The sequence below is a fragment of the Rhodocyclus tenuis genome (assembly GCF_014197755.1).
Classification (GTDB): domain Bacteria; phylum Pseudomonadota; class Gammaproteobacteria; order Burkholderiales; family Rhodocyclaceae; genus Rhodocyclus; species Rhodocyclus tenuis.
This window is the reverse complement of sequence record NZ_JACIGE010000009.1, coordinates 1-25,000: the sequence shown is the minus strand read 5'-3', so window position 1 is coordinate 25,000 and position 25,000 is coordinate 1. Positions and strand designations below refer to the sequence as shown.

Genomic DNA, 25,000 nt, shown 5'->3' with positions numbered 1-25,000 from the left:
TCAGTCCTCCAGAACCCAGGTGTCCTTGGTGCCGCCACCCTGGGACGAGTTGACGACCAGCGAGCCGTCGCGCAGCGCGACGCGAGTCAGCCCGCCCGGCGCCATTTCGATGCTGCTGCCGGAGAGGACGAAAGGCCGCAAGTCGATGTGGCGCGGCGCGATGCCGGCGAACTCGCCGTCGATGAAGGTCGGACAGTTCGATAACGCCAGCGTCGGCTGTGCGATGTACTTTTCCGGCGCGGCGATGATGCGCGCGCGGAAATCCTCGATCTCGGCCCTGGTCGAGGCCGGCCCGACGAGCATGCCGTAACCGCCGGCGCCGTGCACTTCCTTGACCACCAGTTCGGGCAGGTGCGCCAGCACGTAAGCGAGGTCGTCCGGCTTGCGCAGCATCCAGGTCGGCACGTTGTTGAGCAGCGCTTTTTCGCCGAGATAGAAGCGGATCATCTCGGGAACGTAGGGGTAGATCGACTTGTCGTCGGCGACGCCGGTACCGATGGCGTTGGCCAGCGTCACGTTGCCGGCGCGGTAGGCCGAGAGCAGTCCGGGAACGCCGAGCATCGAATCCTTGCGGAAGGCAAGCGGATCAAGGAAGTCGTCGTCGAGACGGCGGTAGATGACATCGACGCGCTGCTTGCCCTGCGTCGTGCGCATGTACACCACGTCGTCGAGGACGAAGAGATCGCGGCCCTCGACCAGTTCGACGCCCATCTGCTGCGCGAGGAAGGTGTGCTCGAAGTAGGCGCTGTTGTAGGCACCCGGCGTCAGCAGCACAACGGTCGGATCGACGACGCCGCGCGGCGCAACGGTGCGCAGGTTTTCCAGCAGCATGTCGGGGTAGTGCTGCACCGGCGCGATCTTGTGCAGCGAGAAGAGTTCGGGAAACAGGCGCATCATCATGCGCCGGTCCTCGATCATGTAGGAGACGCCCGAGGGAACGCGCAGGTTGTCCTCAAGCACGTAGGCTTCGCCGTCACCGGCGCGGACGATGTCGACGCCGGCGATATGCGCGTAGATGCCGCCCGGCGGATCGACGCCGATCATTTCCGGGCGGAACTGCGCGTTGTTCTCGACCTGCTCGCGCGGGATCAGCCCGGCGCGCAGGATTTCCTGAGAGTGGTAGATGTCGTGCAGGAAGGCGTTGAGCGCGCGCACGCGCTGCCGCAAGCCGGCCTGCAAGCCACGCCATTCCTGCGCCGGAATGATGCGCGGGATGATGTCGAAAGGAATCAGGCGTTCGGCGCCGGCTTCTTCGCCATAGACCGCGAAGGTGATGCCGACGCGACGAAAGGCGATGTCGGCCTCGGCACGTTTGCGCGCGATGCGTTCGGCGGCGCTTGCCGCCAGCCAGTCGGCATAAGCCTGGTAGTGTGGCCGCGGCCGCCCGGCGGCGTCGGCCATCTCATTGAAGAATGCTGCGCTCATCGTGACCAGTCCAGGATTGCGGTTTGCCTGCGAATTTGCTTGCCAGTGCGACGATAACTCAGCAGAAAACATGCCAGACGCGGAATCGCGACGATGCGGGCGAGTTGCCGCCGAGCCGCCGGCAATTTTCCACCAAGCCGCCGAAAGACGCAGCGATTTCGCTTAATCGGCCCGCTTTCCGGCTGTCGTCGACGCACCGCCGGCAGCCCCGATGCGGCCACGCGAAAACCATATGCACCATTGCGGGGCATCAACGCACCAAGGCGGATGCCGGCGAATGCGCGACTGCGGCGTGTGCGACAGCGGCTGGCCGCCGCGCGCTTCGCGCGCTGCACCATTGGGCGCAGGCTTTCGCGGCAAACGCGCGACCCGGGAAAAAGCCACTACCTGTAGTAGCCCGAATGATATTTTCGACTACCGGCAGTAACTTATTTGCCACTGAGCATTGTTAGCGCCGTTTGCTGCAGCTACAATGCCCTCCATCTCCGGCGTCAAACAAGCGTGCGTGCGAGTGCATAAGCCTCCACCCACCCTTGCCCGAGAAGGGAATCCGGTGTGAATCCGGAACTGACGCGCAGCGGTATTGGGGAACGAAGCTGCTGGCGGGAAAACCGCAGGCACTGGCCACAAGGCCGGGAAGCCGCAGCCCAGGCAAGCCTCCTCGTGAGGTCCGCCCCTGAGTCCGAAGACCGGCCGGAGATGCGGCGCGGCCCTGTGGACCACCGCGCTGCTTACGCTGGACTCGCGCGCTCACGAGGACCAGACGCTGGCGGCTGCCGGCGCGCGCCCGCGTGCCGCTGCATACTTTCCGCCACGTCGACTCCCCGCTTTCGCGCTGTCTGGAATCCCACGCGAAGCAGGGAGTCAATGATGCAAACCCCGTTCAATCCGCCAGAAATGGCAGCCTCCGGCGCGCCGGTAGCAGACACCGACGGCCGCTCGACCGGCAGCGAGTCGACGCCGGCACAGATCCTCAAGCGCGACGGCAGCACTGCCGCCTTTGATGCCGCGAAAATCGTCTCGGCCCTGCAGCGCGCCGGTGCCGCCAGCGGCGACTTCGACGCCGACGAGGCACACCTGCTCACCGCGCAGGTCCTGAAAGTGCTGCGCCACCGCTTTGCCAAGCGGCCGCCGAGCGTCGAGGAAGTGCAGGACGTCGTCGAACAGACGCTGATCTCGTGCAACCACACGCGCACCGCGCGTGCCTACATCGCCTACCGCGACGCGCACGCCCGGCTGCGCGCCGACCGCCGCACCTTCGTTGACGCCGCCGCATCGATCAATGAATACCTCGACCGCGCCGACTGGCGCGTGCAGGCCAACGCCAACCAGGGCTACTCGCTCGGCGGCCTGATCCTCAACGTTTCCGGCAAGATGACCGCCAACTACTGGCTGTCGCACGTCTACCCGCCGGAAGTCGGCCAGGCGCACCGCGACGGCGACTACCACATCCACGACCTCGACATGCTCGCCGGCTACTGCGCCGGCTGGTCGCTGCGCCAGCTGCTGCACGAAGGCCTCAACGGCGTGCCGAACAAGGTCGAGGCCGGACCGCCCAAGCACCTGTCGTCGGCGCTCGGCCAGGCAGTGAATTTCCTCGGCGCGCTGCAGAACGAATGGGCCGGTGCGCAGGCCTTCAGCTCCTTCGACACCTACCTCGCACCCTTCATCCGCCGCGACGGCATGCCCTACGACGAAGTGCGTCAGGCGATCCAGGAGTTTGTCTACAACCTCAACGTGCCCTCGCGCTGGGGAACGCAGACGCCGTTCACCAACCTCACCTTCGACTGGGTATGCCCGGAAGACCTGCGCGAGCAGATCCCGATCATCGGCGGCGAGGAGCAGCCGTTCAGCTACGGCGAGCTGCAGGCCGAGATGGACATGATCAACCGCGCCTTCATCGAGGTGATGAGCGCCGGCGACGCCAAGGGCCGCGTGTTCACCTTCCCGATTCCGACCTACAACATCACGCCGGACTTCCCCTGGGAAAGCGACAACGCCGAACGCCTGTTCGAGATGACCGCCAAGTACGGCCTGCCCTACTTCCAGAACTTCATCAATTCGGAACTGACGCCGAACATGGTGCGCTCGATGTGCTGCCGCCTGCAGCTCGACCTGCGCGAACTCCTGAAGCGCGGCAACGGCCTCTTCGGTTCGGCCGAGCAGACCGGCTCGGTCGGCGTGGTGACGATCAACTGCGCGCGTCTCGGCCACGTCTTCGCCGGCGACGAAGCCGCGCTGATGGCGCGCCTCGACCGCCTCGCCGAACTGGCCTGCCAGAGCCTCGAAATCAAGCGCAAGGTGATCCAGCGGCTGATGGACCAGGGCCTGTTCCCGTTCACCAAGCGCTACCTCGGCACGCTGCGCAACCACTTCTCGACGATCGGCGTAAACGGCATCAACGAGATGATCCGCAACTTCAGTCTCGACTGCGAGGACATCACCACGCCGGCCGGCGAGGCGCTGGCGCTGCGCCTGCTCGACCGTCTGCGCGAGCGCATGCGCGAGTTCCAGGAACGTACCGGCCACCTTTACAACCTCGAGGCAACGCCGGCTGAAGGCACCACCTACCGTTTCGCGCGCGAGGACCGCAAGCGCTATGCGCAGATCATCCAGGCCGGCACCGTGGAGAAGCCTTACTACACCAACTCCAGCCAGCTGCCGGTCGGCTTCACCAGCGACCCCTTCGAGGCGCTGGCGCGTCAGGAAGCGCTGCAGAAACGCTACACCGGCGGCACCGTGCTGCACCTCTACCTGAACGAGCGCGTCTCGTCCTGGCAAGCCTGCCGCGAACTGGTGAAGAAATCGCTGAGCAACTTCCGCCTGCCCTACGTGACGGTGACGCCGACCTTCTCGATCTGCCCGCAGCACGGCTACCTCGCCGGCGAGCACGAGTTCTGCCCGCGCTGCGACGAGGAAGCGCTCGCGCGCAAGCGCCGCGCCGCCGGCCTCGCCGTCGCCTGAGTACACCGTCCGATCCCGCCGCCTGAGCCCAGATCACTGCGGCAAACCCCGAACAGACTTCCTCAACAGGAGAACAGCATGCAAACCGATACCATCCGTCTTGAAGACCACGAACGCACGCGTTGCGAAGTGTGGACCCGTGTCATGGGCTACCACCGCCCGGTTTCCGAATTCAATCCCGGCAAGCAGGCCGAACACGCCGAGCGCTGCCATTTCAACGAACCGGCCGGACTGCAGGCGGCGGCTGCGGAATCCGTGCACGCGTCATCGCTCGCCACCGCCCGTGCGGCAAGCATCGCTCACGACGATGCGGCGCTGGCAGCCTGAGCAACTCAGCGGCGCTGCCAGGATCGGCAGCGCATGCTGAGCGTCGGCGGCATTCAGCCGTTTTCCAGCGTGGACTACCCCGGACGCCTGGCGGCCGTGATCTTCTGCCAGGGCTGCCCGTGGGACTGTCCGTATTGCCACAACCCGCATCTACGGCTTTTTGCCAGGGAGCGCAGCGCCGGCCAGCCGTCGTGGGCGGACGCGCTGACGCTGCTGCAGGCGCGCCGCGGACTGCTCGATGCGGTGGTGTTCAGCGGCGGCGAGCCGCTGGCGCAGCCGGAACTGGCGGCAGCGATGCAGGAGGTGCGCGCGCTCGGCTATGCCGTCGGTCTGCATACCGCCGGCATCAATCCGCTGGCACTGGGTCGCGTCCTGCCTTACTGCGACTGGGTGGGCTTCGACGTCAAGGCGACCGCCGCCGACTATCTTGCCGCGTCCGGCCGCAAAGCCGGCTCGGTGGTGGCAGCGAGCCTCGCCGCGATGATCGCCAGCGGCGTCGACCATGAGGTCAGGACCACCGTCGATCCGCGGCTGTTCGACCAGGCGGCTCTGCTGCAACTGGCCACAGAACTCGCCGCCGCCGGCGTGCGTCGCTGGCGGCTGCAGACCTGCCGCGGCCTGCCCGACAGCGTGGTGAAACCCGATCTGCGCAACTGGCTGCCGGAACTGCAGGCGCTCATCGCCGACAGCGAGGTACGCTGAAGCCGGCTGACGGCTGGCGGCTGGCCAGTAACATCCTGATCGCATTGCCACCAATGAAACGGCCGGCGCTCCGCAAGGAGGCGCCGGCCGTTTGGTTTATTGCAGCTTACAGGCGTTCGAAGATGGTCGCGATGCCCTGACCGCCGCCGATGCACATCGTCACCAGCGCGTAACGGCCGCCGACACGTTGCAGTTCGTACAAGGCCTTGGTGGCGATGAACGCCCCCGAGCAGCCGACCGGATGGCCGAGGGCGATGGCGCCGCCGTTGACGTTGGTCTTCGCCGGGTCGAGGCCAAGACCGCGCGACACCGAGATCGCCTGCGCGGCAAAGGCTTCGTTCGACTCGATCACGTCGATGTCGTCGAGCGTCAGACCGGCGCGTTGCAGCGCCAGCTTCGACGCCGGGATCGGGCCTTCACCCATCAGGTGGCTCGGCACGCCGGCCAGCGCCCACGACACCAGCCGCGCGATCGGCTTATGACCGGCGGCGGCGGCGGCATCGGCCGAAGCGAGCACGAAGAAGGCCGCGCCGTCGTTGATTCCCGAGGCGTTGCCGGCGGTGACGGTGCCGCCTTCCTTCTTGAACGCCGGCTTCAGCGCCGCGAGCTTTTCCAGCGACGTCGCCTTCGGATACTCGTCGGTATCGAAAACGATGTCGCCCTTGCGGCTCTTGATGGTGACCGGAACGATCTGCGACTTGAAACGGCCGTCGGCGATGGCAGCGGCAGCGCGCTCCTGCGACTGCAGCGCCAGCGCATCCTGCTCTTCGCGCGAGATGTTCCACTTGGTCGCGAGGTTTTCCGCGGTGACGCCCATGTGGCCGGCGCCAAAGGGGTCGGTCAGCACGGCGACCATCATGTCGGTCAGCTTGGTGTCGCCCATGCGCGCGCCATTGCGCATCGCCGTCGACAGGTAACCCCCGCGCGACATCACTTCAACGCCGCCGCCGACGCCGAACTCGGTATCGCCGAGGATGATCGACTGCGCCGTCGACACGATCGCCTGCAGGCCCGAGGCACACAGGCGGTTGACCGCCATCGCCACCGAATCCATCGGCAGACCGGCCTGGATCGAGGCGATGCGCGCCACGTACGGGAAACGCGCTTCGGTCGGAATGGTGTTGCCGACGGTGACGTACTTGAGGCGATCGGCCTCGACGCCGGAGCGCGCCACCGCTTCCTTCATGACGATCCCGGCGAGTTCGGCCGGCTCGAAGCTGCTGAGTGAACCACCGAACGACCCTATGGCGGAACGAACCGCGCTCAGAACAACGACTTCCTTGTTCATCAACAACTCCTTGGCAAGTGAAAATCAAGCGCCGGCAAGACCGGCGAACCCCAGCAACAGCAGTAACAGCAAGCTGAGCAGCAGCGCCCGCCAGACCAGCCCGACGGCGCTTTGCATGTGATCGGCGTCGGCGTCTTCTCCGGCACCGACTTCAACGATGTCTTCAGCCACTTCGTTCGGCGCTGCCGACGGCACCAGGCGAACGCCGAGCGCGCCGGCACCGCTGGCGAGAACGATGCCGATGCCGGCGTCGCTCTCCTTGTCGGCCTGCGTGCGCCAGCAATAGACCGCATCCTCGAAATTGCCGACGATGGCAAACCCGGCTGCCGTGGCACGCACCGGCAGCCAGTTGATGACGGCGAAGGCGCGCGCCGCGAAAGCGCCAAAGGCGCCGAGGCTTGCGCCGTCGTGTCGGCCGAGCGACCGCCCCCAGTAATCGGCGAGGAAATCCGCGATGCGGTAAAGCACCGCACCGCTCGGCCCGGGCAGCAGGACGAAGCAGACGAGCACGCCGAAAACATGCCGGTGCGAAGCGACCAGCGCCATGCTGATCGCCGCGCGCGCGATTTCATGCGAATTTTCGTCCGCGTTTACGTCCGCTTTGCAGTCGTCGGCCGGGCTGCCGCGCCATTCGCCAAGCAGTTGCCGAGCGTGCGGCAGATCGCCCATGCGCAGCGCCAGCTGGATGTCGGTGAAATAGTGGCTGAACTGGCGGAAACCCAGCGTCAGGTAAAGAACGCCGACATTCCACAACCAGGCGAGAAGCGGCGAAAGCGCATGCAGTGCGTAGAAAACCAGACCGGCCAACAGCGCCGGCACGAGCACGGCAAGCAACCAGGCCAGCGTGCCGTGCTGGCGCGCGCCGCCATTGAGACGCGCCTCAAGGAAATCGGCCAGTGCCTGCAGCGGTTCGCGGACGAAACGCCGGTAGGGCAAGGGGCGCAACTGCTCGAGCAGCAGGGCGACGACAAGAGAAAGCAGACTCATCCCGATATCAGAATTGGCGCGGCCGCGAAGGCCTTACCCCGGTCGATTGAAGGACTGACGATAACACAGGCAGCCGTGATCGCCGCAAAGCCGAGGCGCCGCTACGGCTTGCCGGCAGCATGCGCCGCCGCTTTGACAGGCGCATCAGCAAGACGCGTCGAAAGATCGCAGATCATTCCCGCCGTGGCGCCCCAGATGTTGTAGTCGCCCCAGGGAATCGCGCGGTAGTGCCCGGAACGGCCGCGCAACGTGTAGGCATGGCGCTGATGGTTGTTCGGATCGAGCACGAAGCCAAGCGGCACCTCGAAGATTTCGGCGACCTCGAAAGCATCGGCCGCCAGTTTGAAAGGCGGCGTCAGCAAGGCCACCACCGGCGTGATGCGAAAACCGGTGACAGTCAGATAGTCAGGCAGGAAACCGAGCACCTCGACATGCGCGGCATCGAGGCCGATCTCCTCGGCGGCTTCGCGCAGCGCGGTATGCGCAGGACTCGTATCGCGCGGCTCGACGCGGCCACCGGGAAAGCTGATCTGCCCCGGATGATCGCGCAGATGCTCGCTGCGCCGCGTCAGCAGCAGCGTCGGCGCCGGCTGGCGCAACACAATCGGCACCAGCACCGAGGCCGCAATCGCCGCGCCGCCAGCACGCACCGCTGCGCCGGCGAGGTGGGCGCTGCCGGCTACGTCATCGCCGATCAGCTCACCGCCGGCCGGCTGCAGGATGGCGGCAAGACGCCGCCGCAGTTCGTCGGTGCCGATATCGGCAAACATGTCAGGTCGCTCGCCGCTCAGGCGCGTGCGCTGTTTTCCTCGTTGCCGGCGATCTCGGCATGAACGGCGGCCAGCGCGTCGTGCAGGGTTTCTTCGGACAAGGCGTTGATCGTCGTCGCCGCCAGATCGGCGGCCTCGACGGAAGCGAGAGGCAGATGCTTGCTGTCGAGTCCGGCGATCAGTGCCGCGGCGGCGCCGACAACTTGCAGCAAGGTCTGGCGTTCGCCCATGAGCAGTTCAAGTTCGCGGCGCAACAGGGCGATTTCGTGGTCGCGATGGGGCATGGTGTGTCTCCTAGAAACGTTTTTTAAGGGTCAGCGTCGAGCCTTCGCGCTGCATTTCCATGCGGTTGAGAAAACTCATGCCGAGCAGGCCAAAAGGCAGATCGTGCTCATGCACGATGGCGTCGACGTTGTAGAGCGTGATCTCGCCGACACGGACGCTGTCGAGGCTGACGCGGCGCACCGGCGTCTGCCCGTTGGCGGTATTGGCAAATCCCGGCTGTCCGTTGCGCGCGTCGATGCCGAGCCGGGCGGCATCGCCGGCGCCGAGTGATACCACGGAGGCGCCGGTATCGACAAGAAAGCGCATGCTGCGGCCGTTGATCAGTCCAGTGGTCAGAAAATGGCCCTGGCCATCGGCGCTCAGCACCGCTTTCTCGCCTTCCGTGGCGCGCTGCGCGGCGACGTTCTGACCGACGCGCAAGGCGCGCCGCCGCCCGTCGACTTCGAGCGTCGCCGACTCGCCATCAACGACGAGCACACGCACGCCCTCGGCGGTCGTGCTGCCGAAGGCAACGGTACGCGGCGCACCGCCGTTGATCGTCAGCAAGGCCTTGCCGGGAAAAACTCCGGCCAGACCGACATCGGCGGCGAGCACCGGTGTACTGGCCATGCCGGCGAGCAGACATACACAGGTCAATGCGGCGCGCGTAGAATCGGCGGCTTTCATCGCCAGCGGGCAAAGCGCGTCGATCATGAAGCCAGTCGTCATTTTTCGTCACTTGGCCACGGAAGGTCCGGGCTATTTTGCCACATTCCTCGAAGCACACCGGATTCGCTGGACGCTGGTCGCCATCGACCGCAACGAGCCGATACCGGCCAGCGCCGCCGATTACGCAGGCATCGTTTTCATGGGCGGACCGATGAGCGTGAACGACCCGCTGCCGTGGATCGAGGCCGAATGCGCACTGATCCGCGACGCCGTCGCACGCGGCGTGCCGGTGCTCGGCCACTGTCTCGGCGGCCAGCTGATCAGCCGTGCGCTCGGCGGCACGGTGACACGCAATCCGGTCAAGGAAATCGGCTGGTCGACGGTGCAGGCCGAGGAGAATGATACGGCGGCGCGCTGGCTTGGCCCGCGCGCTGGCGACGACGCGGTGATCGACCGCGACGGCAAGGCCGTCGTCTTCCAGTGGCACGGCGAAACCTTCAGCCTGCCGCCGGGCAGCGAACGTCTGTTCAGCAATGCCGAATGCGCCAACCAGATGTTCGCGCTCGGCCCGCACCTCGGCATGCAGTGCCATGTCGAGATGACCGAGGCGATGATCGAGCGCTGGTGCGAAAGCTGGCCCGAGGAAGTCGCCGGTCTCGGCGAAAACCTGCCGGCCAGCGTGCAGACGCCGGCGGTGATGCAGGCAGCAACACCGGCGCGGCTCGCCGCCATGCGCCGGCTTGCCGACCGCCTCTACGGGCAGTGGCTGAGGGGTCTGGTCCGCGACTAGAAAACAGTCAGGGCCGCCGCGGCGTCTGCCGGAGCGGCCCTGACAGCCTGACGAATCGCGCGAAGAAAACGGGCAAAAAAACGCGCCAGGGAACGTCGCGCAGCGCTCAGTCGCGGAAGTTGCCGGAGCGGATCGGGAAATCGGTGATCGACTTCTTGATCAGCGCGATCGCTTCCTGCAGCACATCGCGTTTGGCGCCGGTGACGCGCACTTCCTCGCCCTGGATCGCCGCCTGCACCTTGAGCTTGGAATCCTTGAGCAGCTTGACGATCTTCTTGGCGAGCTCGCTGTCGATGCCGCTCTTGATCTTCAGCTCCTGCTTGACCTTGTCGCCCGACACCTTCTGCATCGTCTGCGCATCGAGGCGCTTGGTGCAGTCGGCTTCCTTCTTTTCCATCTCGGGAAAGAGGATGACCTTGATCTGGTTGAGCTGGAAGTCGGAGTCGGCGAACAGGGTGACGACCTTGTCCTTTTCGTTGAGCTCGACCTTGGCGCTGGTCCCCTTGAAATCGTGGCGGCCGATGATCTTCTTGCCGGTCGCGTCGATGGCGTTCTTCAGCGCCACCATGTCCAGTTCGGACGAAAAATCGAAGGATGGCATTGCAGGCTCCGCTCAGCCGAAGTGGCAGACGTAGTGATAGGGCTCGTCGCAGGCGATGTCGAAGGACGAGTTTCCCGGCGCGGTGAAGGATTCGCCGGCGGCGTAGGTTTTCCACTCGCGCTCGCCGGCGATGCGCACGCGCGCCGAGCCAGCGACGCATTCCATGATTTCCGGCACGCCGGTATTGAAGGTGAGCGAGGACGGCAGGATGACGCCGACGCTCTTGCGTGTGCCGTCGGCGAGAATCACCGTGTGGCTGACGCACTTGCCGTCGAAGTAGACGTTGGCGGCCTTGACGACGCTGACCTGGTCGAATTGCGGGGATGCGGACATGTCTTTTCCTGAAAGTCGATGAATGAGCCGGTCCTGCGAGGACCGGAAATCTATGCGCGGGAACCGCCTCGCCGGAGCCCGCCCCGGAAACTCAAGCGGGTACGAGGCGCGAATTTTCCCATTTTTTCGTCGTTTCCGGCGAGCGCGACGGTGCCGCTCAGCTCTCGCTCGCCTGGAAGCGACTGGTTGCCAGCGCTATCTCGCGCAGAAAACAGAACAGGCCGCCGATCAGTCCGAGCATCGCGGCGATGAACAGTGCGGCGACAATCTCGCCCGGATCGATGCGCAGTTCGGCGCCAACGAAGAGCGCAACGATCACCAGGCAAACCAGCAAGGCCGAGAGTGTGCACAGGGTGATCGAGCGATGAATCCAGCGCGTACGCCGCCACAGCATGCGCAGCTCTTCGGCATGCAGCAGGCGCATCTCGGCCGTGAATTCGGCAAGTTTGCGTCGCCTGTCGACGATGCGACCGAGGCGATTGACCAGCACGCCGAGAATCGCGCCGATGCCGGTAAGCAGGAACACCGGCGCCACCGCCGTCTGGATGACGTGCGCGACGCTGATGACGCTGGCAGGGTTATCCATGTCCATGGCGACCTCCGTGAAAAACCACGCCGGGGGTCCGACGTAAACCAGAATCAGGCCGGGATGGTGCCGGGGATGCGGCTCACATCCCCCAGACTTTCTGGATGATGGCCTTGGCGACGAAGCCGAGCATGCCGAAGGCGAGAACGAAGAACAGGATGACCGTTCCGGCCTTGCCCGCCTTCGCCTTCCACGCCAGTTCACCGATGATGAACAGCATGAACAGCATGAAGGCGCCGATGCCGAAGGTCATGCCGAAATCGGCGATCTGCTCCTCGCTCAGCCCGAACATGGCGCGGCGCGCTCGCCCCGCCTAGCCCTTGCGCTGCGCCAGATTGGCGGCAATGCGCAGGCGCAGCGCGTTCAGCTTGATGAAACCGGCGGCGTCCTTCTGGTCATAGGCACCGGCGTCGTCCTCGAAGGTGGCGATGGTCGAATCGAACAGCGAATCGGTCTTCGAATCGCGGCCGACGACGATGACGTTGCCCTTGTACAGCTTGACGCGCACCCAGCCATTGACGTTCTGCTGCGTGTTGTCGATCAGCGCCTGCAGCGCGCGCCGCTCGGGGCTCCACCAGTAGCCGTTGTAGATCATGCTGGCGTAGCGCGGCATCAGGTCGTCCTTCAGATGCGCGACTTCGCGGTCGAGCGTGATCGACTCGATGGCGCGGTGCGCGCGCAGCAGGATCGTTCCGCCGGGGGTTTCGTAGCAGCCACGCGACTTCATGCCGACGTAGCGGTTTTCGACGAGGTCGAGACGGCCGATGCCGTGCTTGCCGCCAAGCTGGTTGAGCTTCGCCAGCAGTTCGTGCGCGGCGAGGCGTTGGCCATTGATCGAGACCAGATCACCCTTCGCGAATTCAAGGTCGAGGTATTCGGCGGCATCCGGCGCCGCTTCCGGCGACACCGTCCAGCGCCACATCGATTCTTCGGCTTCGGCCGCCGGGTTCTCGAGATGGCGGCCTTCGTAGCTGATGTGCAGCAGGTTGGCGTCCATCGAGTACGGCGAACCGCCCTGCTTGTGCTTCATTTCGACCGGGATGCCGTTCTTCTCGGCGTAGGCCAGCAGCTTCTCGCGCGACAGCAGATCCCATTCGCGCCACGGCGCGATGACCTTGACACCGGGCTTCAGCGCATAGGCGCCGAGTTCGAAACGCACCTGGTCGTTGCCCTTGCCGGTGGCGCCGTGCGAAATCGCGTCGGCACCGGTCAGGTTGGTGATCTCGATCAGGCGCTTGGCGATCAGCGGTCGGGCGATCGAGGTGCCGAGCAGGTATTCGCCTTCGTAGACGGTGTTGGCGCGGAACATCGGGAAGACGAAGTCACGAACGAATTCTTCGCGCAGATCGTCGATGAAGATGTTCTCGGGCTTGATGCCGAACTTCAGCGCCTTGGTGCGCGCCGGTTCGAGCTCTTCGCCCTGGCCGAGGTCGGCGGTGAAGGTGACGACTTCACATTCGTAGGTGTCCTGCAGCCACTTCAGGATGACCGAGGTGTCGAGGCCGCCGGAATAGGCAAGAACTGCTTTCTTGATGTCGCTCATTGGTTTTTCTCCGCTTGCTGGATGGACGCTGACCGCCGGCTTTCGTTCGCCGCAGCCTTCGTCTCAGGATTCGATGCGGCCGAGGAGCAGATACTCCATCAGCGCTTTCTGTGCGTGCAGACGATTCTCGGCCTCGTCCCAGACGAGGCTCTGCGGACCGTCGATTACCTCGCCGGTGACTTCCTCGCCGCGATGTGCCGGCAGGCAGTGCAGGAAGATCGAGTCGGGCTTGGCGACGCGCATCATGTCGCCGTCGACCTGCCAGTCGGCAAAGTCTTTCAGACGCTCGTCGTTTTCGGCCTCGAAGCCCATCGAGGTCCACACGTCGGTGGTGACGATGTCGGCGCCGCGTGCCGCTTCCATCGGGTCGGCGAACTGCTCGAAGTGGGCGGTACCGACCAGACCGGCGCGCTCGGGCTCGACTTCATAGCCGGGCGGCGTCGACACGCGGACGCGGAAGTCGAGCACCTCGGCGGCCTGCAGCCAGGTGTTGCACATGTTGTTCGAGTCGCCGATCCAGGCCACGGTCTTGCCCTGGATCGGGCCGCGATGCTCGATGTAAGTGAAGATGTCGGCCATGATCTGGCACGGGTGGTACTCGTTGGTCAGGCCGTTGATCACCGGCACGCGCGAGTTGGCGGCAAAGCGCTCGATGATGTCCTGTTCGAAGGTGCGGATCATCACCAGATCGCTCATGCGCGAAATGACCTGCGCCGCGTCCTCGACCGGTTCGCCGCGACCAAGCTGCGAGTCGCGCGTATTGAGGTAGATCGCCGAACCGCCGAGCTGCTGGATACCGGCCTCGAAGGACAGACGCGTGCGCGTGCTCGCCTTCTCGAAGATCATCACCAGCGTACGGTCGGCCAGCGGCCAGTAGCGCTGGTAAGCCTTGAACTGGCGCTTGATCCACAGCGTGCGCTCGAACAGGTAGTCGAAATCGGCGCGTGAAAAATCCTTGAACTGCAGGAAGTGCCGAATCGCGGAACTCATGAGGCCGCCTTTTCCGCAAGGAAAGCCGAGATCAGCGCCGACAGCCGCTGCACCAGTTCGCGCGCTTCATCAGCGCTGAAGTTGAGCGCCGGCAGCAGGCGCACGACCGAGTCGGCGGTGACGTTGATGAGCAGACCGGCTTCCAGCGCGCGCCTGACCAGTTCGCCGCAAGGCCGGCTGAGTTCGATACCGATCATCAGGCCGCGGCCACGGACGTCAACGACGCCGGCCTTGCCCGCGAGCTCGCTCTGCAAGCCACAACGGATAAGTTCGCCGATGGCGACGGCGTGTTCGATCAGGCCTTCCTGTTCGACGACGGCCAGCGTCGTCAGCGCCGCGCTGCACGCCAGCGGATTGCCGCCGAAGGTGGAACCGTGGTTGCCCGGACCGAACAGGCCGGCAGCGCGGCCGCTGGCGAGACAGGCGCCGATCGGCACACCACCACCAAGACCCTTGGCCAGCGTCACCACGTCGGGCAGGATGCCGGCGTGCTGATAGCCGAACCACTTGCCGGTGCGGCCGATGCCGCACTGCACTTCGTCGCAGATCAGCAGCCAGCCGCGCTCGTCGCACAGGGCGCGCAGGCCGCGCAGGTAGTCGGGATCGGCGAGGTGGATGCCACCCTCGCCCTGCAGCACTTCGAGCATCACGGCAACAACGTTGCTGTTGTGGCCGGCAACGGCCTGCACCGCCGGCAGATCGTTGAACGGAACGCGCACGAAACCGGAAACGAGCGGCTCGAAGCCGGCCTGCGTCTTGCGGTTGCCGGTCGCCGACAAGGTCGCCATGGTGCGCCCGTGGAAGGCATGCTCCATGACGATGATGTTGGGGCTGTCGATGCCGCGGCGATGGCCGTAGAAGCGCGCCAGCTTGATCGCTGCCTCGTTGGCCTCGCAACCGGAGTTGCAGCAGAACACCTCGTCCATGCCGGACAAGGCCGCCAGCCGGTCGGAGAGGGCTTCCTGCTCGGGAATGCGATAGAGATTGGAGGTGTGCAGCAGCCGCGACGCCTGCGTGGCGATGGCCGCAACCAGTGCCGGGTGGTTGTGGCCCAGCGTCGACACGGCGATTCCCGAGAGCGCGTCGAGGTAGCGCTTGCCCCCGACATCGGTCACCCAGCTGCCTTGACCGTGGCTGAAAGCGACAGGCAGGCGGGCATAGGTATTCATCAGGTGAGACATAAGAATCCTCTGTTGGAGGCTCTGAAACTGAAACGGCGGCTTGCGCCGCCGGGAGATCGAAAAAATTATCCGTGAAACATCATCAACTTCGCCGCCGAACGGCTGCACAGCACTGCTAGCGGCCTTGCAAGGGGAGGAATGTTAAGGGAAAAATAGCGCCTTGTACATAAGCGCGTCGGGCTACAATTGGCTATGCGAATCGCTGTTTTCAATCAAAAAGGCGGCGTCGGCAAAACGACGACGACACTCAACCTCGCCGCCGCCGTCGCGCGCGACGGCGGCTCGCCGCTACTGATCGATCTCGATCCGCAGTGCCACCTGAGTGCGATTCACGGCTCCTCACCACAGGATTCGGCGCACAGCCTGTTCGGTTTCTATCAGGACGCACGCACCCTGAAGGATCTGATCGTTGCGTGGGACGGCATCGGCCGGCTGGTGCCCTCGCACCAGCAGTTGATCAAGGTCGACTCGATCTTCGGCAAGGGACCGGCGATCCTCAACAAGCTGCGCGGCGGGCTTGACGCCCTCGACGCCGAGAACGGCGGCGCCACCGTCACGCTGATCGATTGCTGCCCGTACATCGGCGTTCTGTCGCTGAACGCGATCTTCGCCTGCGACCTGCTGCTCATCCCGGTATCGACCGATTACCTCTCTTTGCAAGCAGCGGAGCGCATGACGCAAACGCTGGCCATTCTCGAACCGGTGGTCAAACGGCGCATTCAACGACGCTATCTGCTCACCCGCTTCGACCGTCGCCGGCGCATGAGCGAGGACGTGCGCCAGCGCCTGCTTGCGCTGTATCCGGACGAGGTGTGCGCAACGGTGATTTCAGAGAATGTAGCGGTTGCCGAAAGCCCTTCGGAAAACCGCGATGTGTTCAGTCACAACGCCGCCAGCACTGGCGCGCGCGACTATGCGGAACTTCGCCATGAACTTGCTGGTCAAGGACTGCTAAGTCAGGTGGCGAGTGGTGGAGTGAAGACTAGCGACCCGAAATGAGGTCGACGACATCTTCGTAGGTGAGCGGACCATTGCGTGGTGCCTGGATGAGTAGCCGACGTGTTTCGAGAATTTCGCAGCCGAGATAGATCTGTCTGAGCTTGCGTTCCGCCTCGGGTTCGTCGCGGCCGGAAATGGTCAGGTTGTCGACCACAGCGCCATTGCGGGTACGGATGCGGAAACCGAATTTTGCGTTCAGTGCGGTATGCATGAAAGCACCTATATTTCAACCATATGCCTCGACTATATGCAGCAATTTGTGAACTTGCAAGCGGCACAGGAATTGCCGCAATCCGGTGTTGTCACACCAACGCCGGCAGCACCGTCTGAGCGCGGCGCGATGAGCAGCGAGAGCGAAGCAGCGCACTCCCGTTCCTTCATCATTGTCGGCCAGACGACGGCCGGCAAGCGCTTCCGTCCAAGCGACTGGGCCGAACGCCTGTGTGGCGCACTGTCGGCTTTCGGTTCGGGCAAACGGGTTCAGTATTCGCCGTATGTCGGCCCCGGCGAACTCGACGGCTACAAGGCCGTCTTCGTCGATGGACAGCTTGAAGAATTCGAACCGATGGCCTATCGCTTCGTTCTTCATTTTGCGCAGGACAACGACTTGCGGGTGCTGGAAAACTCCTGCGGCCTGTCTCCGGACAGCTAGCAAGACAACATCGCCGCGCTTGCCACGCGGCGATCCGGGCAAGTGCTCGCGAGCCTCCGCGCCTTTGTCGCATTCGCAACAAACGCAGAGGCTGTCGCGCTGACGCCAGCCGCGGCAGCTGGCATCCCCCTGAAAGCGCTCGCTTTCCTTGAGCGGAAAAAGTGTGGACCGGGAATTGCTTCGAATCTCCTCGAGGAGATCACATGCACCCGCCCAAACTTCCGGTCGTTATCAACGACACGACGCTACGCGACGGCGAACAATCTGCCGGCGTCGCCTTCTCGCTGAACGAGAAGCTGGCGATCGCGCACGAGCTTGACGCGCTTGGCGTACCCGAGCTCGAAGTCGGCATTCCGGCCATGGGTGACGCCGAGCGCGAGAGCATCCGAGCCGTCGCCGCGCTGCCCTTGCGCGCCCGGCTGATGGTGTGGAGCCGCATGCACGCCGCCGACATCGACGCCTGCAGTGATCTTGGCGCGCATCTGATCGACATTTCCCTGCCGGCCTCCGACCAGCACCTCGCTTACAAGCTGCGCCGCGATCGCGACTGGCTGCTCGGTCAGATCGGCGGCTACGTCGCGCAGGCGCGCGACGCCGGGCTGGCCGTCTGCATCGGTGCCGAAGACGCCTCGCGCGCGGACCCCGACTTTCTCAAGCGCATCGCCGAAACCGCCGAACGCGCCGGCGCCTGCCGCATCCGCTTCGCCGATACGCTCGGCGTGCTCGACCCCTTCGCCACCGCTGAACGCATCGGCGACTTGCGCCGCGCCACCAGCCTCGACATTGAAATGCACGCGCACGACGATCTCGGTCTGGCGACGGCGAACACCCTCGCCGCCGTGCGCGCCGGCGCCACGCACGTCAATACGACGGTCAATGGCCTGGGCGAACGTGCCGGCAATGCGCCGCTCGAAGAGGTCGCGCTCGGCCTGCGCCAATGCTACGACATCGACACCGGCGTCGACCTGCGCCGCTTTCCGGCCTTGTCGGAACGCGTCGCCCGTGCCTCCGGCCGGCCGGTTGCCTGGCAGAAGAGCGTCGTCGGCGAAGGCGTGTTCACGCACGAAGCTGGCATCCACGTCGATGGCCTGATCAAGCACCCGGACAACTATCAGGGTTTCGCGCCGGAAGCGGTCGGCCGCAGCCACCGCATCGTTCTCGGCAAGCATTCGGGCGCCAGCGCCGTCGCGCTGGTCCTGCAGCGCCTCGGCAAGACGCTGACAACGACCGAGGCGACGCTGCTGCTCGCCTGGGTGCGCGATTTCGTCGGTCGGCGCAAACGCTCGCCGCGCGACGACGAACTGCTCACCGCCCACGAACACATGATGCGCAAACTGCGCGCATCGGTCTGAACGCAACCCACCACGGCGCCACGGCGCAGGAGATTCCCATGAGCACTCGCACAGACGCCCCCGGCGACGAAGATTTCGCCGACGAAGTATCCGAACTGCGCTCGGCCGAGGACTTTCTCGACTATTTCGGCGTGGCTTACGATCCGGACGTCGTTCGCGTCAAGCGCCTGCACATCCTGCAACGCTTCCACGACTATCTGGGCAAAGTCGCGGGCGAACCCGGCCGCGCCGATTACCGGCGCTGGCTCGAGCAGGCTTACGCCGACTTCGTCGTCTCCGACGCGCAGACCGAAAAGGTTTTCCGCGTCTTCCACATGCACGAGCCGAAGACGGTCTTTGTTCCGGTCTCGAGCATCACGCGGCGCTAGCCATGCACACGCGCTGGACTTTCGGTGACCCGGTACGCCTGACGCGCAACGTGCGTGACGACGGTACCTACCCCGGCGCCAACGCCGGCGACCTGCTGGTGCGCTGCGGCAGCATCGGCAACGTCGTCGATATTGGCACCTTCCTCTTTGACCAGATCATCTACTCGGTGCATTTCCTTGATGGCGACCGCGTCGTCGGTTGCCGCGAAGAGGAACTGATCGACATCGACGAGCCCTGGGTCGAGAGCGCCTTCGATACGCGGCAGTTCGTTCGCGCGCGCTGCACGCTGGCGCTTGGCGGCGAGACCAGCATCGCCGCCGGCACACGCGGCGAAATCATGCACGTCGCGCGCGAAAGCGCGCCGGCGAGTTACCACGTGCACTTCGAGTCGCTGCCCGGACGCATCTTCCGGGTTCCGGAAAGTGCACTTGTCGCCGAGGAAAGTTCGGCAACGAACGAAACCACTGCCAGTACCACGGAGAGCAGCAATGCCGCCTGAAGCATCTGTGCCCGGAACAGACCTGTCCGAGCCTTCGCCCTATCTGACGCTGAAACTGGCGCACGGCCTGTTCAGCAAGACGCCCGCCGAACTCGGCAGCGACGAGAAAGACCGCCTGCGCAGCGTCGCCGCGCGGCTGCAACTGATCGAGCAGCGCATCTTCGCCACCGCCGACGCCGCCTGCGTCGCCTTGCCGGAAGCCTCGGTCGACCAAGGCTACGCGGAAATCCGCCAGCGCTACGACAGCGACGAGGCCTTCAATGCCGACCTCGAACGCCTCGACCTGAGCGAAGCCGATCTGCGCGAAGCCTTGCGCCGTGAACTGCAGGTTGAAGCCATACTCGACCAGGTGGCCAGCCGTGTCGCGCCGCCCAGCGAAACCGAGGTCGAGATCTTTTACCTGATGCATCGCGATCGCTTCAACGCGCCCGAACGACGCCGCCTGCGCCACATCCTGATCACACTCAATGAGGAACTGCCCGGCAACACGCGCGGCGAGGTGATGGCACGCCTGGAAGCGGTGCGCGCGCGCTGCCTCAAGGCACCGGAACGCTTCGCCGAACAGGCGCTGAAGCACTCCGAATGCCCGACCGCGATGAACGGCGGTCTGCTTGGCGAAATCTCGCGCGGTCAGCTCTACAGCGAACTCGAACCGGCAGCCTTCGCGCTCGCCGCCAACGAACTGTCGGCCATTGTCGAATCGCCGATCGGCCTGCACCTGCTGCGCTGCGACGAAGTGCTCGCCGCCGGCCCCCTGCCACTGCCGCTGCTGCGCGAACGCATCACCGAACAACTGACCGAGTCGCGCCGCGCGGCGAAGCGCAAGGCCTGGATTCGCGAATTGCTCGGCGACGAAGCACGCGACAAGGGCACGCAACGCGCCGCCGGCTGATCAGACCCGGCCGGCACGGCCATTCCGGCAACAGCGAGCGGCGCCAGCCGCTCGCTGCCGTACACTCCGCCGGGCAATTTCCCGCCCTCGCAGCCCGGGCAAAGCGCGGCAGCGCGGCCCGATCGGCACCAACGAGCCCCCCGTTCACTGCCAGGCGTTCACCTTGCCCCTGTCGCCCGAGCAGCATGCTGCCGACTGCCCAGCAGACCCTGTTGCAAACGCGCACGCGCATCCGCCGCGGCAGCACGCTGCCGCCGGCCGAGCGGATGGCCGTCGGGACATCCGCTCGGCCAGCGCAACAGCCCTTCTCGCCTTGTGGGATTTCTTGCAGCGTGTAGGACTTGCGACACAAGGGAACTGATTCGCTGACGCCCCTCGCCCCCCGCAGACGCCGGGGCAGCGCCGAAATCTTCATGCTGCTGCGGAGTTAGCAGCACCCAAGCGCAGTCGGCGGACCAACAGCAGCGCTGGCACGGAATGTGCGCCATTGCAGGCGAACGCACCAACGGGTTTGACATGAGATATCCGAACAACACGCGGCAATCCCCATCCGGCACAGGCGCCAGAGCGCTTCCCGCCATGGAGGCGATGGAATGAAACAGAACTCGATGATTCACGGCCTGGTCCTCGGCGCTTTCTGTCTGGGCTTCGGTTCCCTGCTGGCGCTGACCAACGACGCAACAAAGAACGACGTCGCGGCGCGGGCGCTTGAGGACAAGCAGAATTCGCTGGCCCAGGTCCTCCCCGACGACATCCACGACAACAGCCTCGTCGCCGATCCGATCACGATGACCAACCAGCAAGGACGCGAGATCACCGTCTTCCGCGCGCGCAAGGCAGGAAAGATCACTGGCGTTGCCTACGAAGTCTACGGCAGCGGCTATTCCGGCGAGATCCGCGTGATGCTGGGCGTCGACGCCACGGGGCAGGTTCTCGGCGTCCGCGTCCTGGCGCACAAGGAAACACCCGGGCTGGGCGACAAGATCGAAGTTAAGAAGGGCGACTGGATTCTGCGTTTCACCGGTCTCTCCTTCGAGAACCTGCCACTCGAGCGCTGGAAGGTGAAAAAGGACGGCGGCGTGTTCGACCAGTTTGCCGGCGCGACGATCACCCCGCGCGGCGTGGTGACGGCAGTCCGTGGCGGCATGGAGTTCTTTGCCGCGAACAAGGGCAAGCTGACGGAGGCTGACTGACATGAGCAACGACTTCAAGACGCTGGCCAAGGACGGCCTGTGGAACCGCAACGGCGTCTTCAGCATGATGCTGGGGCTGTGTCCGTCGATGGCAATGACCACCAGTGCCACCAACGGCTTCGGCATGGGCATGGCGACGCTGGTCGTCATCATCGCCACCAGTTTCCTGGTCTCGCTGTTCCGTAAGGTCATCACCCAGGAAGTCCGGATCGCCATTTTCGTCGTCATCTCGGCGGTCATGGTGACCGTGGTCGACATGGCGATGAACGCCTGGCTGCACGAGTTGTACAAGGTGCTCGGGCTGTTCATTCCGCTGATCGTCGTCAACTGCCTGCCGATGGCGCGAATGGAGTCCTTCTCGTCGAAGCAGCCGCTGCTGCCTTCGGTGATTGACGGCCTGTTCACCGGCCTCGGCTTCACCTTCGCGCTGACGCTGATGGGTGCCGTCCGCGAAGTGATCGGCTCCGGAACGCTGTTCGCCGACGCCTCGCTGCTGCTCGGCCCGGCGTTCAAGGTCATCGAGATGCGCCTGCTGCCCGAGGACATGGGCGTGCTGATCATGATCCTGCCGCCCGGTGCCTTTCTCGTTCTCGGTCTGCTGATCGTCGCCAAGCGGCTGATCGATCAGCGTAGTGAACGCCGCGCGCAGCAAGCCAGCGCCGTCCCCAGCCTGGCCTGAAGCCATGAGCGATCTGGTCACCATGCCGGCACAAGCTTCGCCAAGCGCGCGCCGCGTCCGCAGCATCGCCAGGGTGCTCAGCGTTGACGGCGGCACCGCATGGCTCGAACCCGAACAGACGTCGGCCTGCGGACACTGCGCCTCGGCCGCCAGCTGTGGTTCGAACGGCCTTGGCTCGAGCGGCAGCCGCCTTGAGAAACGGCGCTTCCCGCTCGCCAACAGCGCCGACCTGCAAGCCGGCGAACGGGTGGTCGTGACCGTCGACGAAAGCTCGCTGCTCAAAGCATCGCTCACCGCCTACATGATCCCGCTCGTCGTCGCCATCGGCGCCGGCAGCATCGCCGAAAGTCTCTATGGCAGCGATCTGCTGTCGCTGGCCGCGATGTCGCTCGGGCTGATCGCTGGCCTGCTGGTCGCACGTCTCGTCGCGCGGCGACTGGCGGCGCGCGGCGAGCTGGCACCGCACTACCTGCGCCGGGCAGCGCCCGGCGAATCCTGCAACGCGGACTAAGGGCCGAAAATGAAAGAAATGCTCCTGATGATGGTCAGCGCTGCGCTGGTCAACAACGTGCTCCTGGCGCGCTTCCTCGGTCTCTGCCCGTTCATGGGCGTCACCTCGCGTATCGACACGGCTGCCGGGATGGGGCTGGCAACGACCTTCGTCATGACCTTCTCGGCGATGATGGACTGGACGGTCCAGCACTATCTGCTGGAAGCCTATGACCTCGGCTTCCTGCGCATCGTCACCTTCATCCTGGTCATCGCCAGCACCGTGCAGTTTTCCGAAATGGTCATCCGCAAGGTGTCGCCGTCGCTGTTCCGCATGCTCGGCATCTACCTGCCGCTGATCACCACCAACTGCGCGGTGCTTGGCGTCGCGCTGCTGGTGGTCGACGCGAAGATGGGATTTCTCGCTTCGATACTGTTCGCCTTTGCCTCGGCACTCGGCTTCAGTCTGGTCATGATCATCTTCGCCGGCCTGCGCGAACGGCTCGTGCTGGCGCAAGTGCCCGGCCTGTTCTCCGGCGCGCCGATTGCCCTCATCGTCGCCAGCCTGCTGGCCATGGCCTTCATGGGCTTTTCCGGCATCGGAACAATTTAAGAGAAAGGGAGAATCGTCATGTTGATCGCAGTTGGCAGCCTCACCGCGATGGGCCTCGCTTTCGGCACCCTGCTCGGCAGCGCAGCGCGTTACTTCGCCGTCGAGGAAGACCCGCTTGATGCCGAAGTACTGGCGATGCTGCCAGGTTCGCAGTGCGGCCAATGCGGTTTTGTCGGCTGCTCGCAAGCGGCCAGCGCACTGGCCAAGGGTGAAGCACCGGTCACGCTTTGTCCGCCGGGCGGCAAGGCACTGGCGGAAGCGCTTGCCGCCAAACTCGGCGTCAGCGTCGACCTGTCGGCGATGGCCGACGAAGGGCCGAAGCTGGCGCATGTGTCCGAAGACATCTGCATCGGCTGCTGCCGCTGCCTCAAGGTCTGCCCGACCGACGCGATACTCGGCGCGCAGAAGCAGATCCACAACGTCATGCGCGAAGCCTGCACCGGTTGCGGCGCCTGCGTCGATCGCTGCCCGACCGAGGCCATGAGCATGATTCCCGTCCCCGTCACACTGCAACACTGGGTCTGGCCGAAACCGGCTATCGCCTGAGAGAAAAACCATGTCACTGATCGACACGACACTGCCCGGAACACCGCTCGCCGCGCCGCACACGACCACGTCGAACAGCGTGCGGCGTGTGATGACGATCGTCATGCTGGCGCTGACGCCGGCAACGCTGTTCGGCTTCTGGCTCTACGGCTGGCCGGCGATCTATCTGTGGGCGATCACCATCGGCTTCGCCATGCTTGGCGAAGGCATCTGCCTGCGCCTGATGCAGCGCCCTGCCGCGCCGACGCTCGCTGACGGTTCGGCGATCCTTACCGGCTGGCTGCTCGCTCTGTCGCTGCCGCCCTGGGCGCCGTGGTGGATCGGTGCGCTCGGCGGTCTGTTCGCGACGATTCTCAGCAAGCAAGTGTTCGGCGGACTCGGCCAGAACCTGTTCAACCCGGCGATGGTCGCGCGCGTCGCTCTGCTCGTTTCCTTCCCGGTACAGATGACCTCGTGGGTCGCCCCCTTGCCGCTCGGCATGGCCGCCGCGCCGGGACCGATCGCCGGGCTGCTGATCACCTTGCAGGGTATCCCGCAAAGCCTTGACGCCGTCTCCAGCGCGTCATTGCTCGGCTTTGCCAAGACCGAGCTGTCGCGCGGTGTCGATCTGCTGCAGTCACTGAGCAATGCGCCGGCGCAAAGCTGGTACGGCAACCGTCCAGGCAGCCTCGGCGAAACCGCGGCCTTGCTGATCGCCGCCGGCGGTCTGCTGATGATGGCCTTGCGCGTCATCACCTGGCACACACCGCTGGCGATGCTCGCCGGAATCGCCATTCCGGCGGCGATCATGCACATGATCGATCCGGCGCGTTACATGGACGTCAGCACGCATTTGCTCTCGGGCGCAGCGATGCTCGGCGCTTTCTTCATCGCCACCGACTACGTCACCTCGCCGAATACCACGCGCGGGCAACTGATCTTCGGTGCCGGCTGTGGCGTGCTCACCTACGTCATCCGCACCTGGGCCGGCTATCCCGAAGGCGTCGCCTTTGCCGTGCTGCTGATGAATTCGCTGACGCCGATCATCAACCGCTACGTCAGACCGCGCATCTACGGTCGCGACAGCAAGGGCGCCGCCAGGTAGCTGTCCGGATGAACAAGCAGGCGATCGAGTGGCAACGCTCAATCGCCACTTCCTGAGCATCGCTGTTGCTTACCCCCTGCGAAAGTGCGCGTCGTCAAGACGCGAACACCCTCCCATGAATTACGCCAAAATCCTCGGCCTGTTTCTGCTTGCCTTCCTGCTCAACAGTGTGGCGCCGGAGATCCTGCACCATCTTGATCATTTCGAGGGGAC

General features: G+C 64.9%; 30 protein-coding genes and 1 riboswitch. Of the genes, 16 read left to right on the top strand and 14 right to left on the bottom strand.

Annotated elements, in window-relative coordinates:
* Positions 1-1,425 carry a circularly permuted type 2 ATP-grasp protein gene (locus GGD90_RS12140; protein WP_153117324.1) on the bottom strand — a complete coding sequence of 475 codons (1,425 nt, stop codon included), beginning with the start codon at positions 1,423-1,425 and terminating at the stop codon, positions 1-3.
* Positions 1,426-1,969: 544 nt separating this feature from the next.
* A riboswitch (cobalamin riboswitch) is annotated at positions 1,970-2,116 on the top strand.
* A gap of 176 nt (positions 2,117-2,292) precedes the next feature.
* On the opposite strand from GGD90_RS12140, the gene GGD90_RS12135 reads away from it, so the two are divergent.
* From GGD90_RS12135 to GGD90_RS12125, 3 genes are all read left to right on the top strand, one after another.
* Positions 2,293-4,389 (top strand): ribonucleoside triphosphate reductase, encoded by a 2,097-nt coding sequence (locus tag GGD90_RS12135; RefSeq protein ID WP_228273772.1) that lies wholly within the window; start codon positions 2,293-2,295, stop codon positions 4,387-4,389.
* A gap of 78 nt (positions 4,390-4,467) precedes the next feature.
* Positions 4,468-4,716, top strand: coding sequence for an anaerobic ribonucleoside-triphosphate reductase (gene nrdD, locus GGD90_RS12130; protein WP_153117325.1), 249 nt, complete (start codon positions 4,468-4,470; stop codon positions 4,714-4,716).
* 33 nt (positions 4,717-4,749) lie between these two features.
* A complete protein-coding gene (locus tag GGD90_RS12125; protein ID WP_153117326.1) occupies positions 4,750-5,418 on the top strand; it encodes an anaerobic ribonucleoside-triphosphate reductase activating protein in 669 nt (222 codons plus the stop codon).
* 106 nt (positions 5,419-5,524) lie between these two features.
* On the opposite strand, the gene GGD90_RS12120 is transcribed toward GGD90_RS12125, so the two are convergent.
* The 5 genes from GGD90_RS12120 to GGD90_RS12100 form a co-directional block, all read right to left on the bottom strand.
* Positions 5,525-6,709, bottom strand: coding sequence for an acetyl-CoA C-acyltransferase family protein (locus tag GGD90_RS12120; protein WP_228273773.1), 1,185 nt, complete (start codon positions 6,707-6,709; stop codon positions 5,525-5,527).
* 21 nt (positions 6,710-6,730) lie between these two features.
* Positions 6,731-7,693 (bottom strand): CobD/CbiB family protein, encoded by a 963-nt coding sequence (locus tag GGD90_RS12115; protein WP_153117328.1) that lies wholly within the window; start codon positions 7,691-7,693, stop codon positions 6,731-6,733.
* Between the two features lie 101 nt (positions 7,694-7,794).
* Positions 7,795-8,463, bottom strand: a complete 669-nt coding sequence (locus GGD90_RS12110) for a CoA pyrophosphatase (protein ID WP_153117329.1) — start codon at positions 8,461-8,463, stop codon at positions 7,795-7,797.
* Between the two features lie 17 nt (positions 8,464-8,480).
* Complete coding sequence (locus tag GGD90_RS12105) at positions 8,481-8,747, bottom strand: hypothetical protein (protein WP_153117330.1); 267 nt, start codon at positions 8,745-8,747, stop codon at positions 8,481-8,483.
* A 10-nt stretch (positions 8,748-8,757) separates the two neighbouring features.
* Positions 8,758-9,456 (bottom strand): retropepsin-like aspartic protease family protein, encoded by a 699-nt coding sequence (locus GGD90_RS12100; protein ID WP_228273774.1) that lies wholly within the window; start codon positions 9,454-9,456, stop codon positions 8,758-8,760.
* Between GGD90_RS12100 and GGD90_RS12095 the strand changes: the two genes are divergently transcribed.
* Positions 9,440-10,186 (top strand): type 1 glutamine amidotransferase, encoded by a 747-nt coding sequence (locus tag GGD90_RS12095; RefSeq protein ID WP_153117331.1) that lies wholly within the window; start codon positions 9,440-9,442, stop codon positions 10,184-10,186. The genes GGD90_RS12100 and GGD90_RS12095 overlap by 17 nt on opposite strands.
* 106 nt (positions 10,187-10,292) lie before the next feature.
* Here the strand turns inward: GGD90_RS12095 and GGD90_RS12090 are convergent, their stop codons facing one another.
* The 7 genes from GGD90_RS12090 to GGD90_RS12060 form a co-directional block, all read right to left on the bottom strand.
* Positions 10,293-10,787, bottom strand: coding sequence for a YajQ family cyclic di-GMP-binding protein (locus GGD90_RS12090; protein ID WP_153117332.1), 495 nt, complete (start codon positions 10,785-10,787; stop codon positions 10,293-10,295).
* Between the two features lie 12 nt (positions 10,788-10,799).
* Positions 10,800-11,120, bottom strand: coding sequence for a pyrimidine/purine nucleoside phosphorylase (ppnP, locus tag GGD90_RS12085; protein ID WP_153117333.1), 321 nt, complete (start codon positions 11,118-11,120; stop codon positions 10,800-10,802).
* Positions 11,121-11,277: 157 nt separating this feature from the next.
* Entirely contained in the window at positions 11,278-11,712 is a 435-nt protein-coding gene (locus GGD90_RS12080; protein WP_221227761.1) for a DUF2721 domain-containing protein, read from the bottom strand.
* Between the two features lie 76 nt (positions 11,713-11,788).
* A complete protein-coding gene (locus tag GGD90_RS12075; protein WP_153117334.1) occupies positions 11,789-11,998 on the bottom strand; it encodes a DUF2788 domain-containing protein in 210 nt (69 codons plus the stop codon).
* Between the two features lie 21 nt (positions 11,999-12,019).
* The gene (locus GGD90_RS12070; RefSeq protein WP_153117335.1) at positions 12,020-13,249 is read right to left on the bottom strand and encodes an argininosuccinate synthase; all 1,230 of its coding nucleotides are present in this window, start codon (positions 13,247-13,249) and stop codon (positions 12,020-12,022) included.
* A 63-nt stretch (positions 13,250-13,312) separates the two neighbouring features.
* On the bottom strand, positions 13,313-14,239 hold the full coding sequence (gene argF, locus GGD90_RS12065; RefSeq protein ID WP_153117336.1) for an ornithine carbamoyltransferase: 927 nt from the start codon (positions 14,237-14,239) through the stop codon (positions 13,313-13,315).
* Positions 14,236-15,420, bottom strand: coding sequence for an aspartate aminotransferase family protein (locus GGD90_RS12060; RefSeq protein ID WP_153117337.1), 1,185 nt, complete (start codon positions 15,418-15,420; stop codon positions 14,236-14,238). Before GGD90_RS12060 ends, argF begins: the two co-directional genes overlap by 4 nt.
* A gap of 192 nt (positions 15,421-15,612) precedes the next feature.
* On the opposite strand from GGD90_RS12060, the gene GGD90_RS12055 reads away from it, so the two are divergent.
* Complete coding sequence (locus tag GGD90_RS12055) at positions 15,613-16,419, top strand: ParA family protein (RefSeq protein ID WP_153117338.1); 807 nt, start codon at positions 15,613-15,615, stop codon at positions 16,417-16,419.
* Here GGD90_RS12055 and GGD90_RS12050 read toward each other — a convergent pair.
* The gene (locus GGD90_RS12050) at positions 16,403-16,630 is read right to left on the bottom strand and encodes a hypothetical protein (protein ID WP_153117339.1); all 228 of its coding nucleotides are present in this window, start codon (positions 16,628-16,630) and stop codon (positions 16,403-16,405) included. The two genes, GGD90_RS12055 and GGD90_RS12050, sit on opposite strands and share 17 nt — an antisense overlap.
* Between GGD90_RS12050 and GGD90_RS12045 the strand changes: the two genes are divergently transcribed.
* From GGD90_RS12045 to GGD90_RS11995, 11 genes are all read left to right on the top strand, one after another.
* On the top strand, positions 16,625-17,071 hold the full coding sequence (locus GGD90_RS12045; protein WP_322741725.1) for a DUF3579 domain-containing protein: 447 nt from the start codon (positions 16,625-16,627) through the stop codon (positions 17,069-17,071). The two genes, GGD90_RS12050 and GGD90_RS12045, sit on opposite strands and share 6 nt — an antisense overlap.
* Positions 17,072-17,274: 203 nt before the next feature.
* A complete protein-coding gene (nifV, locus tag GGD90_RS12040) occupies positions 17,275-18,423 on the top strand; it encodes a homocitrate synthase (RefSeq protein ID WP_153117340.1) in 1,149 nt (382 codons plus the stop codon).
* A 38-nt stretch (positions 18,424-18,461) separates the two neighbouring features.
* A complete protein-coding gene (gene nifW / locus GGD90_RS12035) occupies positions 18,462-18,791 on the top strand; it encodes a nitrogenase-stabilizing/protective protein NifW (protein WP_153117341.1) in 330 nt (109 codons plus the stop codon).
* A 2-nt stretch (positions 18,792-18,793) separates the two neighbouring features.
* A complete protein-coding gene (locus tag GGD90_RS12030; protein ID WP_153117342.1) occupies positions 18,794-19,291 on the top strand; it encodes a nitrogen fixation protein NifZ in 498 nt (165 codons plus the stop codon).
* The gene (gene nifM, locus GGD90_RS12025; RefSeq protein ID WP_153117343.1) at positions 19,281-20,183 is read left to right on the top strand and encodes a nitrogen fixation protein NifM; all 903 of its coding nucleotides are present in this window, start codon (positions 19,281-19,283) and stop codon (positions 20,181-20,183) included. Before GGD90_RS12030 ends, nifM begins: the two co-directional genes overlap by 11 nt.
* A gap of 593 nt (positions 20,184-20,776) precedes the next feature.
* Positions 20,777-21,376 carry an electron transport complex subunit RsxG gene (gene rsxG, locus GGD90_RS12020; RefSeq protein WP_153117344.1) on the top strand — a complete coding sequence of 200 codons (600 nt, stop codon included), beginning with the start codon at positions 20,777-20,779 and terminating at the stop codon, positions 21,374-21,376.
* A gap of 1 nt (position 21,377) precedes the next feature.
* Positions 21,378-22,055 (top strand): electron transport complex subunit E, encoded by a 678-nt coding sequence (locus tag GGD90_RS12015; protein WP_153117345.1) that lies wholly within the window; start codon positions 21,378-21,380, stop codon positions 22,053-22,055.
* Between the two features lie 4 nt (positions 22,056-22,059).
* A complete protein-coding gene (locus GGD90_RS12010; RefSeq protein ID WP_221227760.1) occupies positions 22,060-22,566 on the top strand; it encodes a SoxR reducing system RseC family protein in 507 nt (168 codons plus the stop codon).
* A gap of 9 nt (positions 22,567-22,575) precedes the next feature.
* Positions 22,576-23,157 (top strand): electron transport complex subunit RsxA, encoded by a 582-nt coding sequence (rsxA, locus tag GGD90_RS12005; protein WP_153117346.1) that lies wholly within the window; start codon positions 22,576-22,578, stop codon positions 23,155-23,157.
* An 18-nt stretch (positions 23,158-23,175) separates the two neighbouring features.
* Complete coding sequence (locus GGD90_RS12000; RefSeq protein ID WP_184415154.1) at positions 23,176-23,703, top strand: RnfABCDGE type electron transport complex subunit B; 528 nt, start codon at positions 23,176-23,178, stop codon at positions 23,701-23,703.
* A 10-nt stretch (positions 23,704-23,713) separates the two neighbouring features.
* Entirely contained in the window at positions 23,714-24,787 is a 1,074-nt protein-coding gene (locus GGD90_RS11995; protein WP_153117348.1) for an RnfABCDGE type electron transport complex subunit D, read from the top strand.
* Positions 24,788-25,000 lie beyond the last annotated feature (213 nt).

What these genes read in the sequence shown, in the direction of transcription:
- argF (WP_153117336.1), bottom strand. Translation starts at nt 14,239, where the DNA reads ATGAGTTCCGCGATTCGGCACTTCCTGCAGTTCAAGGATTTTTCACGC.
- GGD90_RS12100 (WP_228273774.1), bottom strand. Translation starts at nt 9,456, where the DNA reads ATGACGACTGGCTTCATGATCGACGCGCTTTGCCCGCTGGCGATGAAA.
- GGD90_RS12140 (WP_153117324.1), bottom strand. Translation starts at nt 1,425, where the DNA reads ATGAGCGCAGCATTCTTCAATGAGATGGCCGACGCCGCCGGGCGGCCG.
- GGD90_RS12010 (WP_221227760.1), top strand. Translation starts at nt 22,060, where the DNA reads ATGAGCGATCTGGTCACCATGCCGGCACAAGCTTCGCCAAGCGCGCGC.
- GGD90_RS12110 (WP_153117329.1), bottom strand. Translation starts at nt 8,463, where the DNA reads ATGTTTGCCGATATCGGCACCGACGAACTGCGGCGGCGTCTTGCCGCC.
- GGD90_RS12135 (WP_228273772.1), top strand. Translation starts at nt 2,293, where the DNA reads ATGATGCAAACCCCGTTCAATCCGCCAGAAATGGCAGCCTCCGGCGCG.
- GGD90_RS12075 (WP_153117334.1), bottom strand. Translation starts at nt 11,998, where the DNA reads ATGTTCGGGCTGAGCGAGGAGCAGATCGCCGATTTCGGCATGACCTTC.
- GGD90_RS12090 (WP_153117332.1), bottom strand. Translation starts at nt 10,787, where the DNA reads ATGCCATCCTTCGATTTTTCGTCCGAACTGGACATGGTGGCGCTGAAG.
- nrdD (WP_153117325.1), top strand. Translation starts at nt 4,468, where the DNA reads ATGCAAACCGATACCATCCGTCTTGAAGACCACGAACGCACGCGTTGC.
- rsxA (WP_153117346.1), top strand. Translation starts at nt 22,576, where the DNA reads ATGAAAGAAATGCTCCTGATGATGGTCAGCGCTGCGCTGGTCAACAAC.
- nifV (WP_153117340.1), top strand. Translation starts at nt 17,275, where the DNA reads ATGCACCCGCCCAAACTTCCGGTCGTTATCAACGACACGACGCTACGC.
- GGD90_RS12095 (WP_153117331.1), top strand. Translation starts at nt 9,440, where the DNA reads ATGAAGCCAGTCGTCATTTTTCGTCACTTGGCCACGGAAGGTCCGGGC.
- rsxG (WP_153117344.1), top strand. Translation starts at nt 20,777, where the DNA reads ATGAAACAGAACTCGATGATTCACGGCCTGGTCCTCGGCGCTTTCTGT.
- GGD90_RS12070 (WP_153117335.1), bottom strand. Translation starts at nt 13,249, where the DNA reads ATGAGCGACATCAAGAAAGCAGTTCTTGCCTATTCCGGCGGCCTCGAC.
- GGD90_RS12115 (WP_153117328.1), bottom strand. Translation starts at nt 7,693, where the DNA reads ATGAGTCTGCTTTCTCTTGTCGTCGCCCTGCTGCTCGAGCAGTTGCGC.
- nifW (WP_153117341.1), top strand. Translation starts at nt 18,462, where the DNA reads ATGAGCACTCGCACAGACGCCCCCGGCGACGAAGATTTCGCCGACGAA.
- GGD90_RS12015 (WP_153117345.1), top strand. Translation starts at nt 21,378, where the DNA reads ATGAGCAACGACTTCAAGACGCTGGCCAAGGACGGCCTGTGGAACCGC.
- GGD90_RS12045 (WP_322741725.1), top strand. Translation starts at nt 16,625, where the DNA reads ATGCATGAAAGCACCTATATTTCAACCATATGCCTCGACTATATGCAG.
- GGD90_RS12105 (WP_153117330.1), bottom strand. Translation starts at nt 8,747, where the DNA reads ATGCCCCATCGCGACCACGAAATCGCCCTGTTGCGCCGCGAACTTGAA.
- GGD90_RS12055 (WP_153117338.1), top strand. Translation starts at nt 15,613, where the DNA reads ATGCGAATCGCTGTTTTCAATCAAAAAGGCGGCGTCGGCAAAACGACG.
- ppnP (WP_153117333.1), bottom strand. Translation starts at nt 11,120, where the DNA reads ATGTCCGCATCCCCGCAATTCGACCAGGTCAGCGTCGTCAAGGCCGCC.
- GGD90_RS12080 (WP_221227761.1), bottom strand. Translation starts at nt 11,712, where the DNA reads ATGGACATGGATAACCCTGCCAGCGTCATCAGCGTCGCGCACGTCATC.
- nifM (WP_153117343.1), top strand. Translation starts at nt 19,281, where the DNA reads ATGCCGCCTGAAGCATCTGTGCCCGGAACAGACCTGTCCGAGCCTTCG.
- GGD90_RS12000 (WP_184415154.1), top strand. Translation starts at nt 23,176, where the DNA reads ATGTTGATCGCAGTTGGCAGCCTCACCGCGATGGGCCTCGCTTTCGGC.
- GGD90_RS12060 (WP_153117337.1), bottom strand. Translation starts at nt 15,420, where the DNA reads ATGTCTCACCTGATGAATACCTATGCCCGCCTGCCTGTCGCTTTCAGC.
- GGD90_RS11995 (WP_153117348.1), top strand. Translation starts at nt 23,714, where the DNA reads ATGTCACTGATCGACACGACACTGCCCGGAACACCGCTCGCCGCGCCG.
- GGD90_RS12030 (WP_153117342.1), top strand. Translation starts at nt 18,794, where the DNA reads ATGCACACGCGCTGGACTTTCGGTGACCCGGTACGCCTGACGCGCAAC.
- GGD90_RS12125 (WP_153117326.1), top strand. Translation starts at nt 4,750, where the DNA reads ATGCTGAGCGTCGGCGGCATTCAGCCGTTTTCCAGCGTGGACTACCCC.
- GGD90_RS12050 (WP_153117339.1), bottom strand. Translation starts at nt 16,630, where the DNA reads ATGCATACCGCACTGAACGCAAAATTCGGTTTCCGCATCCGTACCCGC.